Origin of the sequence: Reichenbachiella sp. MALMAid0571 (assembly GCF_040151475.1) — a bacterium.
Lineage (GTDB): Bacteria > Bacteroidota > Bacteroidia > Cytophagales > Cyclobacteriaceae > CAXBNB01.
On record NZ_JBDKWG010000143.1, the window covers coordinates 74,740 to 93,311 of the forward strand.

At 38.1% G+C, this 18,572-nt stretch carries 18 protein-coding genes; 13 read left to right on the forward strand and 5 right to left on the reverse strand.

What is annotated here, in order from left to right; translation table 11 throughout:
* Positions 1 to 137: 137 nt before the first annotated feature.
* The 4 genes from AAOP42_RS16980 to AAOP42_RS16995 all read right to left on the reverse strand — a co-directional run bounded on the left by AAOP42_RS16980 (position 138) and on the right by AAOP42_RS16995 (position 3,956).
* The gene (locus AAOP42_RS16980) at positions 138 to 734 is read right to left on the reverse strand and encodes a 3-keto-disaccharide hydrolase (protein WP_349529750.1); all 597 of its coding nucleotides are present in this window, start codon (positions 732 to 734) and stop codon (positions 138 to 140) included.
* 180 nt (positions 735 to 914) lie between these two features.
* Complete coding sequence (locus tag AAOP42_RS16985) at positions 915 to 1,469, reverse strand: 1-acyl-sn-glycerol-3-phosphate acyltransferase (protein ID WP_349529752.1); 555 nt, start codon at positions 1,467 to 1,469, stop codon at positions 915 to 917.
* An 11-nt stretch (positions 1,470 to 1,480) separates the two neighbouring features.
* Positions 1,481 to 2,428, reverse strand: coding sequence for an acetyl-CoA carboxylase carboxyltransferase subunit alpha (locus tag AAOP42_RS16990; RefSeq protein ID WP_349529839.1), 948 nt, complete (start codon positions 2,426 to 2,428; stop codon positions 1,481 to 1,483).
* Positions 2,429 to 2,492: 64 nt separating this feature from the next.
* On the reverse strand, positions 2,493 to 3,956 hold the full coding sequence (locus AAOP42_RS16995; RefSeq protein WP_349529753.1) for an SLC13 family permease: 1,464 nt from the start codon (positions 3,954 to 3,956) through the stop codon (positions 2,493 to 2,495).
* A gap of 171 nt (positions 3,957 to 4,127) precedes the next feature.
* Between AAOP42_RS16995 and AAOP42_RS17000 the strand changes: the two genes are divergently transcribed.
* From AAOP42_RS17000 to AAOP42_RS17050, 11 genes are all read left to right on the forward strand, one after another.
* On the forward strand, positions 4,128 to 4,781 hold the full coding sequence (locus AAOP42_RS17000) for a response regulator transcription factor (protein ID WP_349529754.1): 654 nt from the start codon (positions 4,128 to 4,130) through the stop codon (positions 4,779 to 4,781).
* A gap of 130 nt (positions 4,782 to 4,911) precedes the next feature.
* Complete coding sequence (locus AAOP42_RS17005; protein WP_349529756.1) at positions 4,912 to 7,251, forward strand: TonB-dependent receptor plug domain-containing protein; 2,340 nt, start codon at positions 4,912 to 4,914, stop codon at positions 7,249 to 7,251.
* 39 nt (positions 7,252 to 7,290) lie between these two features.
* On the forward strand, positions 7,291 to 8,820 hold the full coding sequence (locus tag AAOP42_RS17010; protein ID WP_349529757.1) for an HmuY family protein: 1,530 nt from the start codon (positions 7,291 to 7,293) through the stop codon (positions 8,818 to 8,820).
* A 2-nt stretch (positions 8,821 to 8,822) separates the two neighbouring features.
* Entirely contained in the window at positions 8,823 to 9,260 is a 438-nt protein-coding gene (locus AAOP42_RS17015) for a DoxX family membrane protein (protein WP_349529758.1), read from the forward strand.
* A 4-nt stretch (positions 9,261 to 9,264) separates the two neighbouring features.
* A complete protein-coding gene (locus tag AAOP42_RS17020) occupies positions 9,265 to 10,209 on the forward strand; it encodes a DUF6607 family protein (protein ID WP_349529759.1) in 945 nt (314 codons plus the stop codon).
* Between the two features lie 257 nt (positions 10,210 to 10,466).
* The gene (locus AAOP42_RS17025; protein ID WP_349529760.1) at positions 10,467 to 11,534 is read left to right on the forward strand and encodes an OmpA family protein; all 1,068 of its coding nucleotides are present in this window, start codon (positions 10,467 to 10,469) and stop codon (positions 11,532 to 11,534) included.
* Between the two features lie 298 nt (positions 11,535 to 11,832).
* A complete protein-coding gene (locus AAOP42_RS17030; RefSeq protein WP_349529761.1) occupies positions 11,833 to 12,888 on the forward strand; it encodes a glycoside hydrolase family 113 in 1,056 nt (351 codons plus the stop codon).
* Between the two features lie 320 nt (positions 12,889 to 13,208).
* Positions 13,209 to 13,688, forward strand: a complete 480-nt coding sequence (locus AAOP42_RS17035) for a KdsC family phosphatase (protein ID WP_349529762.1) — start codon at positions 13,209 to 13,211, stop codon at positions 13,686 to 13,688.
* 154 nt (positions 13,689 to 13,842) lie between these two features.
* Positions 13,843 to 14,715 (forward strand): succinate--CoA ligase subunit alpha, encoded by an 873-nt coding sequence (gene sucD, locus AAOP42_RS17040; protein ID WP_349529763.1) that lies wholly within the window; start codon positions 13,843 to 13,845, stop codon positions 14,713 to 14,715.
* Between the two features lie 299 nt (positions 14,716 to 15,014).
* Positions 15,015 to 15,773, forward strand: coding sequence for an SDR family NAD(P)-dependent oxidoreductase (locus AAOP42_RS17045; protein WP_349529764.1), 759 nt, complete (start codon positions 15,015 to 15,017; stop codon positions 15,771 to 15,773).
* An 84-nt stretch (positions 15,774 to 15,857) separates the two neighbouring features.
* Positions 15,858 to 16,349 carry a pathogenesis-related family 1 protein gene (locus tag AAOP42_RS17050; RefSeq protein WP_349529765.1) on the forward strand — a complete coding sequence of 164 codons (492 nt, stop codon included), beginning with the start codon at positions 15,858 to 15,860 and terminating at the stop codon, positions 16,347 to 16,349.
* Here AAOP42_RS17050 and AAOP42_RS17055 read toward each other — a convergent pair.
* A complete protein-coding gene (locus tag AAOP42_RS17055) occupies positions 16,346 to 16,855 on the reverse strand; it encodes an HNH endonuclease (RefSeq protein ID WP_349529766.1) in 510 nt (169 codons plus the stop codon). The two genes, AAOP42_RS17050 and AAOP42_RS17055, sit on opposite strands and share 4 nt — an antisense overlap.
* A 289-nt stretch (positions 16,856 to 17,144) precedes the next feature.
* Here AAOP42_RS17055 and AAOP42_RS17060 point away from each other — a divergent pair, with 289 nt between their 5' ends.
* Positions 17,145 to 18,239: an Mrp/NBP35 family ATP-binding protein gene (locus AAOP42_RS17060; RefSeq protein ID WP_349529767.1), complete on the forward strand. Its 1,095-nt coding sequence runs from the start codon at positions 17,145 to 17,147 to the stop codon at positions 18,237 to 18,239.
* Positions 18,240 to 18,267: 28 nt separating this feature from the next.
* Complete coding sequence (locus AAOP42_RS17065; protein WP_349529768.1) at positions 18,268 to 18,522, forward strand: NifU family protein; 255 nt, start codon at positions 18,268 to 18,270, stop codon at positions 18,520 to 18,522.
* Positions 18,523 to 18,572 lie beyond the last annotated feature (50 nt).

Genomic DNA, 18,572 nt, shown 5'->3' on the forward strand with positions numbered 1-18,572 from the left:
GCAATATTGTGAAATATTTCTTCAAGTACCAGTAATTTATAAGCTACTCTCTCCAGAGTTGTACGAAATATGTAAACAAAAATGCCTGAATAATCTCATCCAGGCATTGTCTTTAGTGGGAATTAATGACTTGAAATCTATATTTCACCGATCATAATGTTACGAAAATCAATTGCCATGTCTTTGCCAGGATGCAATTGCAAGCCAATTGGTCCTTTGTCAATTGCATTTTCAGATTCATATTGAAGCACCTGTTCGCCATTGAGCCAAACCGTATAGACTTTCTTAACCGCCTGAACCTTCATTGTATTCCACCCTTTCATTTTGAGTAGTCTGGGTATATTTTCCGCCTCTACCGGATATCCTTTTCCGGGAATGTATGGAGAACCCGTCATATCTCTCTTTAACGATCCTGAGATTCCTATTTGTATCTGTTGTTTTTCAGTTCTTAAAAAAATACCTGAATCGACTGTTCCTTCTCCAAATTTGAAGTCAGTCTCAATAACGAAATCTTCAAATTTTTTTTCTGTCCATAGAATACTGCCTGTTTTATCAGGATCACTTTGCACTGACAAAATACCATCATTTACTTTCCACCAAATATTATTTTCCGGTTCTACCCAACCTTTTAAGTTCTTTCCATTAAATGCTTTTTTGAGCTTTGTGGTTTGAGCACTAGAAAAAAAACCACATCCGATAAGGATGAGTGTCATTACTATCAATCGACTTTTCATATTTGTATAACTGTTTAAGGATTTTGTATAGAACCTGTTCTTTGTCAATCTCAATCATATAAGACTAAATCAATTGAAAAAACTAAGCACAACAAATCTGTGCACAAAAAATGAAAATAACAAGCGCTTGCACTTATCATAATTTATGAATTATCGAAATGATCAGTGCAGTTAGCAGAATCAGTTTAACCCTAACTCAGGATTCTTTCCTGTAACTCCTTTGTAAAAATTCATAATGAAATCCATATCAGACTGCATGTCTTCACCTGGTAAAAAGGGTTCAAGAAATTCTACCGTTCTTTTTTTGAAATCAAACCCCGCAACTAATATGGGAACATTGGCTTGTTTGGCTATTCGGTAAAAACCAGTTTTTAATTGTTTGACTTTCGAACGGGTACCTTCTGGTGTTAAGGCTATAACAAACTGTTCTCTTTTGTTATAAATTTCTACGACAGAACCAACAACATCTGTATTCCTATTTCCTCTGTCAACAGGTACTCCACCCGTCCAAGTAAGTATCTTAGCCAAAATAGGATTTCTAAAGAGTTCCGCTTTAACTAAATAGTTTGATTTGAAGCCCAGCAATCCTCTAACTGCCACTCCTACTGCAAAATCCCAAAGGCTGGTATGAGGACCTATTATTATAATTAGTTTTTTTTCATGGTAGGGGTATTCTCCAATAATTTTCCAGCCAAGTATTTTAATAAAAACCAGCTTGAAAAATAATTTAACCATATTAATATTTTCTAGGCTTCAAAAACGCCCATTGTTTCAAACTTTGCAATTCTTTCCTCGATTCTCTTTTCAACACTTAATTTATCCAGATCCTGAATGTTTTTAAGAATAGTCGATTTCAACTCTGCCGCCGCAGCTTTCATATCTACATGAGCTCCTCCAAGCGGTTCCTTTATAATTCCATCAATCAGCTTGTTATTTAGCATATCGTTGGCCGTCAACTTCAACGCTTCAGCTGCCTGTTCTTTGTAATCCCAACTTCTCCATAAGATTGATGAGCAGGATTCTGGTGATATCACCGAATACCACGTGTTTTCCATCATCAGTACCCTGTCTCCTATAGCAATGCCTAAAGCTCCTCCGGATGCACCTTCTCCAATGATAATACATATAACCGGAACTTTAAGCATAAACATTTCTTTCAAATTTCTGGCAATAGCCTCTCCTTGTCCACGCTCCTCGGCTTCAAGTCCGGGAAACGCACCCGGAGTGTCAATCAAACAAACGATCGGAATATCAAACTTTTCAGCCATCTTCATCAATCGAAGAGCCTTTCTGTATCCTTCAGGATTTGGCATCCCAAAATTTCTGTATTGCCTGTCTTTAGTATTCCGCCCTTTCTGTTGGCCAATAATCATAACAGATTGTCCGTCAATTACTGCCAAACCACCCATCATAGCTTTGTCATCCTTCACACTCCTGTCACCATGCAATTCCACAAACTCTGTAGTGATCTCATAGATATAGTCCAATGTATATGGCCTGTCAGGGTGTCTCGACAGTTGAACCCTTTGCCATCTGGTAAGGTTAGAAAATGTTTCCTTTTTTAGATCTATGATTTTCTTCTCAAGAGATTTTACAGCATCTTTTACATCAACTGCATTGGTAGAAGCCAGTTGTTTCATGTCAGACAATTTAGCCTCTAATTCAGCTATAGGTTTTTCAAATTCAAGGAGCATATATCCAATGGTTATTACGAGTGCAAACCTAAACAAAATTTCATTTTTGTTTAGGTATAGCATTCTATTTAAACTCCATGGGAAAATTGAAAATATCAATCTCCCATAATAGAGGTAAAACAAAATAAAGGTACAAGCCAATTACTATGATGGAAATAATATTCAACAAAAAGCCAGTACGCATCATATCACTTATTTTTAAATAACCAGATCCAAATACCACAGCATTGGGTGGAGTAGCTACCGGAAGCATAAATGCACAAGATGCAGCTATAGTAGCACCAAACATCAGGATAAATGGGTGAACATTGATGATTTGAGCAATTGGAGCAATAATTGGAAGAATCATAGATGTAGTAGCCAGGTTGGAAGTGATTTCAGTGAGAAAGTTGACCATTGCTACTATTATTAACAAAAGTAAAATCAGAGAAATGCCATTAAGTAGTGTTGTCTGATTTCCAATCCAAATAGCTAATCCCGATGACTTAAAACCTTCTGCTATCGCCAAGCCGCCACCAAACAAAAGAATAATTCCCCATGGAATGGTCTTACAGTTTTCCCATTCCAGAATTCGCTTTTCCTTTTTACCCTTTGCCGGTAAGATAAACAATACAACAGCTCCCATTATTGCTATTATGGAGTCATCAATATTCGGTAATATTTTTACCAGTAAAAATGATCTGGTGATCCACGAAAAAGCCGTTACTAAAAAAACCGCAAGTATTAATTTCTCTTCAAAACCCAGTCTCCCCAAATCCCTTATTCTTTCTCTGATTTCTTCCTTGCCTCCAGGCAAAACTTTGTCTTTAAGAGGAAAAGCAAAAGTCACCAAAAATTTCCAGCAAACGAATAAAAGAACCACGCTGATCGGAAATACTAATATAAACCAACTTCCAAAGGCAATTTCAACTCCATAAAATTCTTCCACCACACCTGCCAATACCAAATTGGGAGGTGTGCCAATCAATGTAGAGATACCACCAATAGAAGAGGAATATGCGATACCAAGCATCAGCACCTTGCCAAATTTTTTCACTGTACTTCTATTTACTTTTTCAGATTCTGAAAGTTGGAGAACAATTGCCATACCTATGGGCAACATCATCACCGTAGTAGCGGTATTTGAAATCCACATGGACAAAAAACCAGTTGCTACCATAAAACCAAGAACCATTTTATTCATATCGGTACCAATTACCCTGATTACATTCAAAGCAATTCGTTTGTGGAGATTCCACTTCTCAATGGCTATAGCTATAACAAAACCACCCAGATAAAGAAAAATCATCTTATTTCCAAAGGCTGAGGCTGTACTTTTTATATCCAAGCCTCCGGACAGTGGAAATAATATAAGAGGTAACAGCGATGTAACTGCTATAGGGATAGCTTCTGTAATCCACCAAATAGCTACCCAACTTGTACTTGCAAGTATGGCATGCGCTTCTGGTGACATTCCTCCATAAGGGCCAGTCAATAAAATAATAATGAATGACAATGGCCCTGACAGAATAGAGATCAGCTTTTTCAAATTGAATAGTTAAATAAGTGAATTGAAATTTGAAATTATATGTTTTAGATACAGGTTCAAAATAATCACAGCATTTTTAAAAGAACATGACCAATATATACCAGTGATTCTTATTCAATATTGGATTTGTTAAATTCTCAAAGTAATTTTGTTTAGAATGATTCTAAATAAATGAGAGAACATCAAAATACTACATTTCTATTATCAAATTTTCAATTTATTACTCAAAAAGGAGTAATATATCTAATTGACCAAATTTCTGAATACAATATCGTTGGACACATTGACAAACTGGATAATCTATTTGGCACTGTATTATCAAAAAAACCGGATGTATTATTCTTAGAAACAGATGGAAATAATTTATCCCTTCATTCAGAACTTGAATCAATCATAGAACATACCAATACAAAAATATTGTTGATGACTGATAATCAGGACAATCAAACGATTGAACATTTTATAAAAATTGGAGTCAAGGTGATGGTGACCCCTAACTGCTCTGAAGAAGAAATCACAAATGCCTTAAAAGCAGTATCAGTTGGTAATAGCTTTTTTTGTAATAAACTACTGAACCTTGTAATTGAAGAAAAAGCAGCACGTCCAAAAGGTAAAAAACCTAAAGAGATTTCACAACGGGAATTTCAGGTTTTGCAACTGATCACAAAAGGATATTCCAGCATGGCCATTGCAGAAAAGTTATTTTTGAGTGTCCACACTATCAATTCACATCGTAAAAACATTCTGAAGAAACTAAACCTCACCTCTCCGGCAGAACTTATAGTCTATGCATTGGAAAATGGTATTGTAAAAAAAACAAAATAACAAAGCAGTCACTAGCCTTAGTGACATTCACTAGTACTAATGAGGATAAAATCACCTACTTCTAGCGATTGACAAGCAGGAATTTCTAATTCATTTTTGCATTATTTAGAATCAATCTAAATAATTCGCCATGCCGAAATCAATATTCCTGTTTCTATTCAGCTCTCTCATATGTTTCACTGCATCAGCACAAAAAACCGAATTGACTTTTTTAGACAAGGAGAATTCTGAACCAATAGTGGGCCTTTTGGTCAAAATGAAATCAGATATCAATGGAAAAAAGCGAACGGTCATCACGGATATTGATGGAAAAGCTTCAACAGGTCTTCTCCAATTTCCAATACTGATAGAAACCAATCACCTGAGTTATGCACCATATATAGCAACAATAAATAAGGTTCAAGATTCACCTATAGGGCTCATCCCGGCTTCTCACATCATGGAAAATGTAGTAGTTGCTTCTGATCAATATCAAAATGTAGCGATAAACCCGGCTTTGTTTATTGTAGATGAAATAGATAGGCAGGAAATAGAAGAGTTGGGAGGAAACAATCTGGCCGATGTACTCAACTATCAATTGAATGTAACCATAACACCGGATGCTTCTACAGGTCGCTCCACAGTAAGCATGTTTGGATTGAGTGGTGAATATGTGAAAATATTGATCGATAATGTACCAATGGTAAGTGACAATGGTGCCGGAAACAATATTGATATTACCCAGATCAATCTGGAAAATGTTGAGAAGGTCGAAATAGCCGAAGGATCAATGGGCGTTATGTATGGTTCCAATGCTGTCGCCGGGGTAATCAACATTATAACAAAAAAAGAAACTGAAAGCAAATGGAATATTGGTGCTTCATTACAAGAAGAAACCATCGGATCTGAATACAACTTTCAGGATAGAGGAAGGCATATTCAAACCGTTTCTCTTGCTAATAACATTTCAAAAGACCTTTTTGCTTCTGTTCAATATACACAAAATGATTTTCAGGGTTTTTTCAATACCTATCAGGGAGAAAACTACTCTGGTACAGACAATTTGAGAGGATATGAATGGAATCCAAAAGACCAACATTCCTTAAATGGATTAATAAATTATCAGTTGAGTCCAAAAGTCAGTGCCTTCTATAAATATGAACGATATCAGGATGAGCTTAATATTTACGGGCATGCGGTTAGTGGCAGATTGGGAGTGGATGGTGAACCAGACTATACTGCTAATGACGAACTGTTTAAGACCATCAGAGACTCACACCATCTCAATTGGAGTGGATATATTTCTGAGAGTCTGAACTTCAATGCCCTGATCTCCTATCAGAAACAATCGAGGAAATACGAGGACTATACTTACAATATTGATTACCAAGCCAAAGTCAGTTCAAGAGGTGAAATCACTAACCAATCCAGTGAAGTTCTATTTTCCAAAGGATTGTTGAGTGGAATTTTGTCTAACTCTGAATTCACAGACTTAACAGTGGGATATGAGATCGAACATCAAAACGGTTATGATGCTGTAGCAAGCGGAGATCACTCTTCCAATACTTCAATTCAACACTTAAAATACCACGACCTGTTTATCACTCCAAAACTCTCCCCTTCTTCTGCTTTAACCATCATACCAGGCCTGAGATGGAACAACAATTCACGATATGGCAATCACCTGATATGGTCGCTTTCTTCCAGTTACCATTTTGAGAAAAACTTTTCAACAAAACTCGTAGTGGGATCCGCCTACAAAACACCTACATTCTCCCAGCTCTTCAGGTATTTTGTAGATGCCAATCATGACGTAAGGGGAAATTCAAACTTAACTCCGGAAGATGGGATTTCTATCCTGTTTGACCTTACAAAGAAATACAAGATAGGATCGGTGGAACTAAAACAATCCATCAACGGATACCACTTCAACATACAAGACAAAATAATGCTTAATCAGGTGATGGAAGAAAATGACGGCCAAACCACCACCCGTTTCACCTATTTGAATATAAACAAATACAAAACACTTGGTTTTTCCTCATCTATCAATCTTTCATACAAAAAGATAAATGCAATGATAGGAGGTAACTATATAGGAGTGAAACAAAATATAGCCAATGAAAAACCTGATGGGTACTTCTACTCACTTGCGCTAAACTCCCGCTTTAATTATTTGATACCAAAATACGATTTGAATTTTAGTGTCAACTTAAAGTACAATGGTTCCAGGCAACAATACATAGATGGAGATGATGGAGTCTCTAAAGTTAATATAGATCCCTATACGCTGATCGATACCAGTATCAAAAAATCCTTCTTTGGTAAATCACTGGAAACTACTCTTGGTATAAGAAACATAGCAAATATTGTTTCCGCTAACACCACCGGGCAACCTTCTTCCGGACACGACGGGCAACCCGACACAAGCCTGCTATTTGCTTATGGAAGATCCTATTTTTTGAAACTGGCTTACAAACTGAATTTTTAAAACAGAACAATATATCAAACATTTCTAAATAAGATAAAAATGAATAGAATACAAAAACAATTGAAATTACTAGTAGCAATGCTGTTGCTTGGAATAGTCTTTAGTGCCTGCTCAGGCGATGAAGATGTAGTCAGAATATTTGAATCTTCACTACAAACTAGCTCGGCTGGCCTGGCAAGTGCCAATGAGCAGGTAGATGTGGTTGTCAATTTTTCCGTTCCAACCATAGTTGAGGCCACTGTTGTGCTGGAAGTAGTTGAAAACGGTGTGATCTACGGTACAGATTACACCACCTCTCCTGCCGTAGCAGATGGCCTGATTACCATAACAGTTCCCGTTGGCTCCCAGTCAGCAGGCTTTACAATTACCCGACTGACAGAGTTTCTGGATTCAGGGAAAGATGTAACCTTCAACTTACTATCTGTAGATGGAGAAGAAGATGTAAACCTCATCGGTACTCTGTCCACTACAGTGTCTTTCGACGAAGTAATAAACACAGGAAGTACAATCGATTTGCTGACAGGTGGTTCTACACAACCAAATCAATGTTATATTGATCTGAGTTCAGGAAAGCAAACGGCTGTAAGAAGAGATACATGGGAAATTGGTTTTTACAATGGAAGTGAAAACAGGGTATTCTTAAATGCCGCATTAAAAGTTTCCATTGCCGAAATTCCGGGTGTAACAGACTTAAACGCTATCAACTCCTCTACTCAATTTTCCACTCCAATCGACTTATACACTGACTATGGATCAACTGAAATTGAAGTAAAGAATGTTGAAGAACTACTTGTTGGCTTGCCTTTAGGCTATGGACAATATGGGAACTTAGGCAATGGAGTTGCATTTACTGACAGCCAGGCGGGTAACATCGACGAAACTGCCATGGGAGAAATATCTACAGCTGACACTGAAAACAACGTATATATCATTTCTTTGGGAGATGCTATTCCCGATACAGAAGCAGAACCAAGTGCTATAAACACAGCAGGAGATCACCGTGGTTTTATGAAATTAAGGGTACTAACAGACGGTTCTTCCTACACCTTGCAATATGCCGATTTGGACGACACCAATTTTAGCGAAGCAACAATAACCAAGGATGAAAGCTATGTTTTAAAGGCATTCAGTTTGGTAAATAAAGAAGAAGTAAGTGTAGAACCTGAAGCTGATAAATGGGACATAAACTTCAGTGGAGTATTTTCATATTATGGTCCGTTCTATGGTTATCCCGGAGCAGGGCTTACTTTCTCTGATTATGGGCTGCACAATACATTAGGTAATGTAGGCTTGTATCAGGTAATTATTTACTCAGGAGATGATGTATATGATGTCCCGTCTTATGATAATTTCAGTCTAACTGATATAGATGAATCGGCTTTAGTCTATGACAACCGCACCATCATAGCGAGTGATTGGCGAAACAGCACAGATGGCATTGCGAAAGATGACAGATATTATGTCATAAAAGATTTTCAGGGCAATTATTTCAAATTAAAGTTTACTGCACTTGTTAGTTCTGAAGGTGCACGAGGTTATTCTCAGTTCACTTATGCTTTACTTCAGTAATTATGAACAAGTCTGTTAAAATATCAGTCATAATAATCAGGGTAGCTCTGGGGCTACTTCTGATTTATGGCGGTGTGAATAAGTTCATACCCAAACCTCCCAGGCCACAAACAGAGGAAACCAAAGAGCTTGCTCCCCATGTATTGAAAATAAAAGCATTCATAGGAGGATTAAAGCAAAGTGGCTACTTCTGGCCATTTTTAGGTGCAGCAGAAATAGTATGCGGAGTGTTGCTCATAAGCCAGATATTGTCACTACTTGGTGCTGTGATGTCTGTACCAATCACACTAAACATCTTCCTATTTCATGCTTTTCTTGAACCTCATGATACAGTAGAATTGTTAATGACAGGGGCTTATTTAACAGGAAACCTTCTCGTAATAGCCTATGCATTTCCCAAGTTGAAATCAGTTTTCTTTCCCATAAAACAAAATAAATAAAGAAATGAAAAAATTATTCACAATGGTATTTGTTGTAGCTTCATTCGCAGCAATTGCCCAAAAGAAAAAACAAAAACAAGACATAGAAGCCATCAAATCCATGTGCGGATGTTATGAAGTCTCTTTCAATTTTGCCGAGACTTTTTCTCCAAACAAAGACTATGAATTTTATGACAATTACTCTACAGGAGCACTGGAATATGTACTGCCTGTGGAAGAAGAAAATGACAAAATAGTTTTACAGCACCTGCTGATAGTGGGTAAATCCATGATCATCAAGCATTGGCGGCAAGACTGGCTTTATGAAAACACTGATTTCATGGTGTATGATAAAGACAGCAACTGGAAATATGTAAGCAAAGATGCTAAAGAGGTAAAAGGTCAATGGACACAAAAGGTGTATCAGGTTGATGACAGCCCAAGATATGAAGGCAGTGCTACCTGGGTGCATTTTGACGGAAAACACTATTGGGAAAACACTGCTGACGCTCCTCTCCCACGTAGAGACAGAACCAAACGAAGTGATTACAATGTGATGACCAGAACGAACCGTCAGGAAATCACCGATTATGGCTGGCTGCACGAACAAGACAATGATAAAGTCTTAAGGACAAGTTCAGACAGCCTTATTGCTCAGGAAAAAGGATGGAATACCTATACAAAGGTTGACAACTCGAAATGCAAAGCTGCAAAAGACTGGTGGACAAGAAATCATCAATACTGGGCAGACGTGAGAACTGTTTGGGATGAGCTTTTTTCACTCAAAAAAGACCTTGCGTTGAATATAAAAGTCGAGGATGAGATGTTGTTTCAACGCCTGTTTAAACTAGGAGACGAATATAGTGACACTACCGATTACAACAGCGGGCAAGTGAAAACAGCAATCCGGGAAATTATCCAAAAGCATATAGCCAATGATATTCAGGTTGCCAAAGCCAGTAATTACTAGTTAAATCATTTTAAACATACTAAAAGCCACCTCGAAAGGGTGGCTTTTGTTCTTTTAACATTTACATTAAGTCAGTATTAATCCTATCAAAAGAATAAAATTTTGACATCAAAAATCGTTAATGATGTTAAATTGCGGCAATGCATAAATTTCGTTATATAGTCTTTTTAAGCTTAACCTTTTCTTTCTTCTATGCAAGTGGCCAAAACATGGTTACAAACCCTGGTTTTGAGGAAATGAAAAATTGTCCATTTACAATGAACCAGCTAAAATTTACTAAAGCCTGGTTTCCTTTTGGCACAGCCGACCCCTCTCCTGACCTGTTTCACGAATGCTCCTATGGCACTATGGTTGGAGTTCCCATCAATGTATTTGGCACTCAAAAACCCAGATCAGGAAGTGCATACGCCGGGCTTATTACCTACCTGACTTCAAAAAGTGGCAAAACCTGGAAGCTACCGGCAAACCATAGAGAATTTTTAATGGTACAACTCACCAAACCATTGATAAAAGGAAATTCATACTACGCAGAAATGTGGGTAAGCCTGGCGGAAAACTGTGAATATGCGACCAACAGCATCAGCATGTATTTCACAAAAGACCTGCCTCATATAGACTGGCAAGCCATGGATTTGGGTTATTACAAACCCCAGATTCAAAGCCACCCGGACTCACTAATGGAAGACATAAATGGCTGGATGAAAGTATCAGGAACATTTGTAGCCAAAGGAAACGAGTTGGCATTGACCATAGGAAATTTCGTGAGTGACAAAAACACTCAGGTAAAGAAAACAAAAAGGAAATTTCCGGTATCAAAAAAGGATAAAATGCCCAAAGCCCTCCAGCCAATGATCTCCTATTATTTCATTGATGACGTGAAAGTAACTCCGCTGGATCCTAATGAACCAATTTATCCCGATGAACTCCTTGTAGAAAAGGATACATCTGACACTGACTACTTCGGTCCTGCTCATGTAGGCAAAAAGTTTATTTTGAACAACATACAATTTGATTTTGATCAGGCTGTGCTTCTGGAGTCGTCTTATGACGAACTAGACAAACTCTATGACTATATGATTGAAAACAAACGCATCAAAATAGAAATAGAAGGACATACAGACAACAAGGGAACGAAAGAATACAACTTAAAGCTATCTACCCAAAGAGCAAAAGCAGTGGCAGACTACCTTGTAAAATCCAGAGGACTCAATGAATTTAGAGTGGACTACAAAGGTTTTGGCAGCTCCAGCCCCATAGTGTCCAACGAAACACCGGAAGGACAAGCCATCAACAGAAGGGTTGAGTTTGTTATAGTTGGAAATTGATTCTAATTTATTGGTGTCCGAGAAAAGATTTTGCCTTCTAAGGAAATTCATCAAAATCACCCCTAAATCCCCTAAAGGGGACTTTTTGATCACCCCTTCAGGGGGCGGGGGTAGTTTTAGGAAATCGAAAAAATCTTTTCTCATTTCGTTTAAACGTACTTTTTTAGGGTATTTAAAATTTAGTCGGACACCACTAATTCTAATTCTAAAAATTACTCAACTCTGCAACAAAACATTTTTAGATTGTTAAGGAAAAATAATTGACTTCAAATATGTATTTTCGTTGTAGTTAATACTTATGAAAAGTCGCAAAATATATTCATTTCTGTTGCCGCTCCTTATCCTTCCCATTTTGGCTGGATTTTACTTTTCCGAAGACAAATTGAAATTTACAAAAAAGGTCAATGGAGTATGTTTCGTTGCGCCAAGACACGAAATAACTACAGAACACATAGATCCTGTTGTCAAAATAAATGCCAATTGGATAGCGGTTACTCCCTATGCTTTTTCTCAGAAAGGCAAGCCTGAAGTTCACTTCAACCACGACAGACAATGGTGGGGAGAACGAGTTGATGGTACTATCCAAACCATCATTGAAGCGAAAAAATATGATTTGAAGATCATGATGAAACCACACATCTGGGTAAGAGGACAAGGATGGGCCGGAGAGTTTGAGTTGGGAAATGAAGCCGATTGGAAAAAATGGGAAAGTGATTATTCCAAATACATCCTTACTTATGCTCGGATTTCAGATTCACTCAATGTAGAATTATTATGCATTGGTACCGAATACAAAATAGCAGTTCAAAAACGACCTGAGTATTGGAAGCAACTGATAAAAGAGGTGCGAGCCGTTTACAAAGGCCAACTCACTTATGCTGCCAATTGGGACAACTACCCCAATGTTACTTTTTGGCCTCAACTGGATTACATCGGAGTAGATGCGTACTTTCCCATTTGCAAAGAAAAAACACCTGAGGTCTCTGTACTGAAACAAAACTGGAAGAAGATAAAATCAGAATTAAGTGATTTTTCTGACAAATACCACAAGCCTATTCTATTTACGGAATACGGTTACAGAAGCATGGACTATACTGCCGATGGTCATTGGGAAATGGACAGAAAAGAAGGTGTATTGAATATGGAAGGGCAAAAAAATGCCTTGGAAGCATTGTTCAATACTTACTGGGAAGAAGACTGGTTTGCAGGTGGATTTCTATGGAAATGGCATGCCAGTCATCTAAAACACGGGGGTGAAAATGATTCTAGATATACCCCTCAAAACAAACCGGCTGAGCAGGTAGTAAGACTTTGGTACGGAAAAAATCAGGGTAAAGGAAAAAACACTTTATAGTTATTTTATCAACTTGTTATAAGACATCAGCCTTCGCAGAGGTGACGGTTCTAATAGCTCCAGACCTGTAAGGTTTATCTAATTAACTCAGATGGTGACGGTAGTTTTCTGGTTCTTCTTGGGAAGAAACCTTACAGGTCTTATATCACTAGTTTATAGCTTACCTTCTGAGAGATTTCTCCTTCGTCGAAATGACATAGATTGTTAAATTCATAGCTATAAGTAAACACAAGTCGAGAGGGTAAATGATATTAAACATCTCTACAGATTAACTCACCACTTTAATTTCATAAATTGCCATTCTAATATTCAATCAGATTATGAGTAAAAAATTAGAAAATATAAAGCTATTGATTCTGGATGTGGATGGTACGCTAACTGATGGTGGAGTCTATGTGACAGAAGAAGGAAAACAATTTAAAAAATACAGTGCCAAAGACGGATTGGGAATTCGTGAATTGATAAAATCCGGTTTTCAGGTAGGCATCATCAGCCATAGTATGGTCTCGGAAATGGTAACCTTTCGTGCCAAAGCTCTTGGCATTCAAAACTGCTATGTCGGTATGCAGAACAAATTGAAAGTATTGGATGGATGGTGCGAAAACCTCAACATTTCAAAAGAAGATATCGCTTATATAGGGGATGATATCAATGACCTGGAAATCATGGGAGCTGTAGGTGTGTCGGCGTGTCCTGCGGATGCCCACAAAAAAATACAGGCCATTGCCGACATCAAACTTCAGAACAAAGGTGGCAAAGGAGCAGTAAGAGAATTTATCGATGATTACTTAATGGATTGAGTATAATTTTTCAACTCAAAACCTCCATTAAACTAAATTTCAACCTTACACTTTCATGGGATATTTAGCCTGTGAAAATATTAAATAAATCAATTGAAATTCTTCCTTTGGTTAAGAGATTAATTCTTCTATTTTTGCACAAAATAGAAAAAGCATGAGTGTATTAGTAAATAAAGATTCTAAAATAATAGTACAGGGGTTTACAGGTTCTGAGGGAACATTTCATGCCTCTCAAATGATTGAATACGGTTCTAACGTAGTAGGAGGTGTAACTCCGGGAAAAGGAGGACAAACTCACCTTGACCGACCAGTTTTCAATACTGTAAAAGAAGCTGTAGAAAAAGCAGGAGCAAATGTGACGATCATATTTGTACCCCCGGCATTTGCTGCAGACGCTATCATGGAAGCCGCAGAAGCAGGCATCAAAGTAATCGTAACGATTACTGAGGGTATTCCTGTGAAAGACATGGTGACCGCTAAAAATTACCTGAAGAATAAAGATGTTACTTTAATCGGGCCTAACTGCCCTGGTGTTATCACTCCGGGAGAAGCCAAAGTAGGCATCATGCCCGGTTTTGTTTTCAAAACAGGTAGGATAGGTATTGTATCTAAATCCGGTACATTGACTTACGAAGCTGCCGATCAGGTAGTGAAAGCAGGTCTGGGAGTATCTACTGCCATAGGTATCGGTGGTGACCCGATCATAGGTACTTCTACCAGGCAAGCTGTGGAAATGCTAATGAACGATCCTGAAACTGATGGAATCGTGATGATAGGTGAAATCGGTGGAAACTACGAAGCAGAAGCCGCCAGATGGATCAAAGCTCAGGGCAATCCTAAGCCGGTAGTAGGATTCATCGCAGGACAAACTGCACCAAAAGGAAAAAGAATGGGACATGCTGGTGCCATCATAGGCGGTGCTGACGATACAGCAGAAGCCAAAATGAAGATCATGGGTGAGTGTGGCATACACGTAGTAAAATCACCTGCTGATATAGGAGCTACTATGGCAAAAGCCATGGCATAAGCCAATACAAAACATATAAGTGCTCAAAAGCCGTCCCGAATATTCGAGGCGGCTTTTTTTATGTTTAATGACCCGTTCTAAAATAAGTTGACAACAAATCGATTTATAATGCAGAACAGCAGTTTTCGAGAATCCTTTCCTTTCAACAACTGTACTAATCAGCTTATCTATAAATAATGTGGTGGACTGAAACAAAAACGTGAACATGAGCCTTAAGGCGAGGTATTTTCTCCCATTCTCTGAGTGAGACATTAAAAGCAATGTGTATATTTAGAGTTCAAATTGAAATTCAGGCAAATATGAATACATTTTCTTTGAATAATAAAGTGGCAGTTGTCACCGGAGCAAGCAAAGGTATCGGACAGGCTATAGCAGAACTTTATGCTGAATACGGTGCTAAAGTGGTGGTGTCAAGTAGAAAACAGGATGCCATCGACCTGGTGGTTAAGAGTATAACGGACAAGGGACAGGATGCCATTGGAATAGCTGCCAACACCGGAAAAGCGGAAGACTTGAAAAACCTTATTGATCAGACGATTGCCCATTATGGACAAATAGATATTTTAGTTAATAATGCAGCAACCAATCCTACTTTTGGCCCTATGCTCAATACGGATGCTGATGCTTTTGACCATATTATGAATGTCAATGTAAAGGGTCCTTTTGAATTGTCTAAAATGGCATTTCCTCACATGATGAAATCAGGCAATGGGTCCATTATAAATATCAGCAGCATCGGTGGGCTTTCTCCGGAACCGTTACTCGGGATTTATAGTGTAAGTAAATCGGCTTTAATTTCTCTAACCAAGGTAATGGCTAAGGAATTTGGCGTAGCAGGTATCCGGGCCAACGTAATCTGTCCCGGGCTTATCAAAACCAAGTTCAGTGAGGCACTGTGGAGCAATGAACCCATTGCTGATAAAATGATCAAGCGGCTTCCTATTTCAAGAATTGGCACGCCTGAAGACATTTCAGGGCTGGCACTCTTCCTTGCCTCTGAAGCTTCCGCTTATTCTACAGGAAGTGTATTCACCGCTGATGGAGGTTATACCATTTAGAATTAGGACACAAAATTAAACCTATTGGAAATAAACAATATTTGAGAACTTGTTCTGTTTAATAATTTGTATTTTTAGATCATTATGAAATTTGTATTCTTTTCATCTCTTACGGTAGTCATTTTACTATCAATGACAACTCATGCCCAACCAGCACAAGAAGCTGAAATAAATGACATTCTTCTCCGTCACAACTACTGGAGAGCTGATGTAAGTGTAGGAAAAATAGAGTATTCTCAGGAATTGGCAGATGTGGCTTTCATATGGGCAAAAAAGCTCAAAGAGAAAAACTGTGCTTTCGAACACAGTGGCAATGGGTATGGTGAAAATCTTTTTAAAGGCACCAAAGGCTATTATTCAGTAGCTGATGCCATTGACTCTTGGGCCGGGGAGAAAAAAGATTACAACTACAATAAAAACAAATGTAAATCAGGAGCAGTTTGTGGTCATTACACTCAACTGGTGTGGAAAAATACCACCAAAGTAGGATGTGCTCAAATCGAATGCAATGGCATGATAACCTGGGTTTGCAATTATGATCCACCTGGAAATTACATCGGCCAAAAACCCTACTAAGCCACAGCTATTTTTTTGAGAAAAGGCTGCCAGTCGTCTTTCACTACTCCTACTGAATTTTTCAAGAACATTATATAAGAGGGTTTGAATGGAGGCTTTTTCAATACAAGGCCTGCCTCTTTGGGCGTGCAATCACCTTTTTTAGAATTACATTTTTTGCATGCTGTCACCAAATTATTCCAACTTGATTTACCTCCTTTTGATCTCGGAATCAGATGGTCTAAAGTCAAATCTTTGGTAGTACTGCAATACTGACATTGATAGGAATCCCTTTTAAAGATATTGTAGCGGGTAAGAACAACACCTTTGTAAGGAACATGAACATAACTTTTGATTTTAATCACCGATGGCATGGGATATGACCTGGAGATACTTCTTAGTACATTGTCTTTATCTGCAGCGAGCAATTCGGCTTTATCAAGGAAAACCAATAAAAATGCCCTGCTAACCGTACACAGTGTTAGTGGAGAATAATCCTGATTTAGTACTAATACTTTGTTATCCATAAGCCCGTATTTCACCTGTTAGTGTCCCTATACCCTCCTATTCCTTCATACTATTCTTTGCTATTTAAATTTAAGCCATGAAAATAGATAATTATATGCAAAAAAGGTATAGAGGTATTATTAAAAGTGTCATTTATTTATTCCTGACTCACAAATAACAACACAGAACACTTCCAAAGTGTTAATCCATGAAGTATGATCACCTGATCAAAATAAAAATATTTTAATTCAAAAAATCCACATAAGATGTAACTTGCAGTAAATTTTATTAAAGGAAAAGATTCGGCAATTGGATATTACAAAAGAAGACATATTAAAAGCACTGAGCACGGTAGAGGATCCTGATTTGAAAAAAGATTTGGTTACTCTAAACATGATTGAGGACTTAATAGTAGAAGGAGGCAAAATAAGTTTTTCTGTAGTATTGACCACTCCTGCTTGTCCTCTGAAAGAGATGATAAAAAAGGACTGTCTGAGTGCCATTGATAAGGTGACAAATGGAGAAATAGAAGTGATTATCAACATGACTTCTAATGTAACCACCACACGGGGAAGCTCTTTGTTGCTTCCTAATGTGAAAAACATCATTGCTGTGGCTTCAGGAAAAGGAGGAGTTGGCAAATCAACAGTAACAGCTAACCTGGCCGTAGCTCTTGCCAAAACCGGAGCAAGTGTAGGAGTCATAGATGCCGACATTTCGGGTCCTTCAATCCCTACGATGTTCAATTGTGAATATGAAAAACCATCAGTTGTTCAAAAGGAAGGAAAAAATCTGATTGTGCCCATACAACAGTACGGTGTTAAACTTGTCTCCATTGGTTTCTTAACTCCCCAAGATGGAGCTGTAGTGTGGAGAGGACCAATGGCAAGTTCTGCATTGAAGCAGTTTATTGGTGATACAGAATGGGGAGATCTGGACTATCTGCTGATAGACCTTCCTCCTGGAACCAGTGACATTCACCTGACACTGGTGCAGTCTGTACCTGTAACAGGAGCCGTATTGGTTACAACTCCCCAAAAGGTAGCTTTAGCTGATGCAAGAAAGGGGCTTTCAATGTTTAAACAACCTCAAATAAATGTACCCGTTTTAGGTACTGTGGAAAACATGGCCTATTTTACTCCGGAAGAATTGCCGGACAATAAATATTACATATTTGGTCAGGGAGGAGGACGAAAATTGGCAGAACAGTTTGATGTTCCTTTTTTAGGAGAAATACCGTTGGTACAATCTATCAGAGAAAGTGGTGACAATGGCTATCCTGCTGTGATGAAAGAAGGGCCTGTTGGAGAAGCTTTTACGGCTCTTGCTCAGTCTGTAGCCAGACAAGTTGCCATTAGAAATGCTTCCAAGGACAAAACAAAAGTCGTTCAGATGAATCAATAAGGCCAGGTAAGGTCTTTAAATATATAAAATGGAAACAGATATAAAACAGGATTTACTATCCAGGGTAGAACAAGCTCTCGAAAACATCAGACCCTATCTGCTCACAGATGGAGGAGATGTGAAACTCATCGAAATCGATGATGATCATATCGTGCAAGTGGAATTGCTTGGAGCATGTGGCTCTTGTCCTATGTCTCCTATGACCATGAAAGCTGGCATAGAAGAAGCTGTTAAGAGAGTTGCCCCGGAGATTAAAGGGATAAATGCAATAAATGTTGAATAAATACATTTAAACTACGCTATAACCTAGGGGTATAATGATTTCAAGATTAT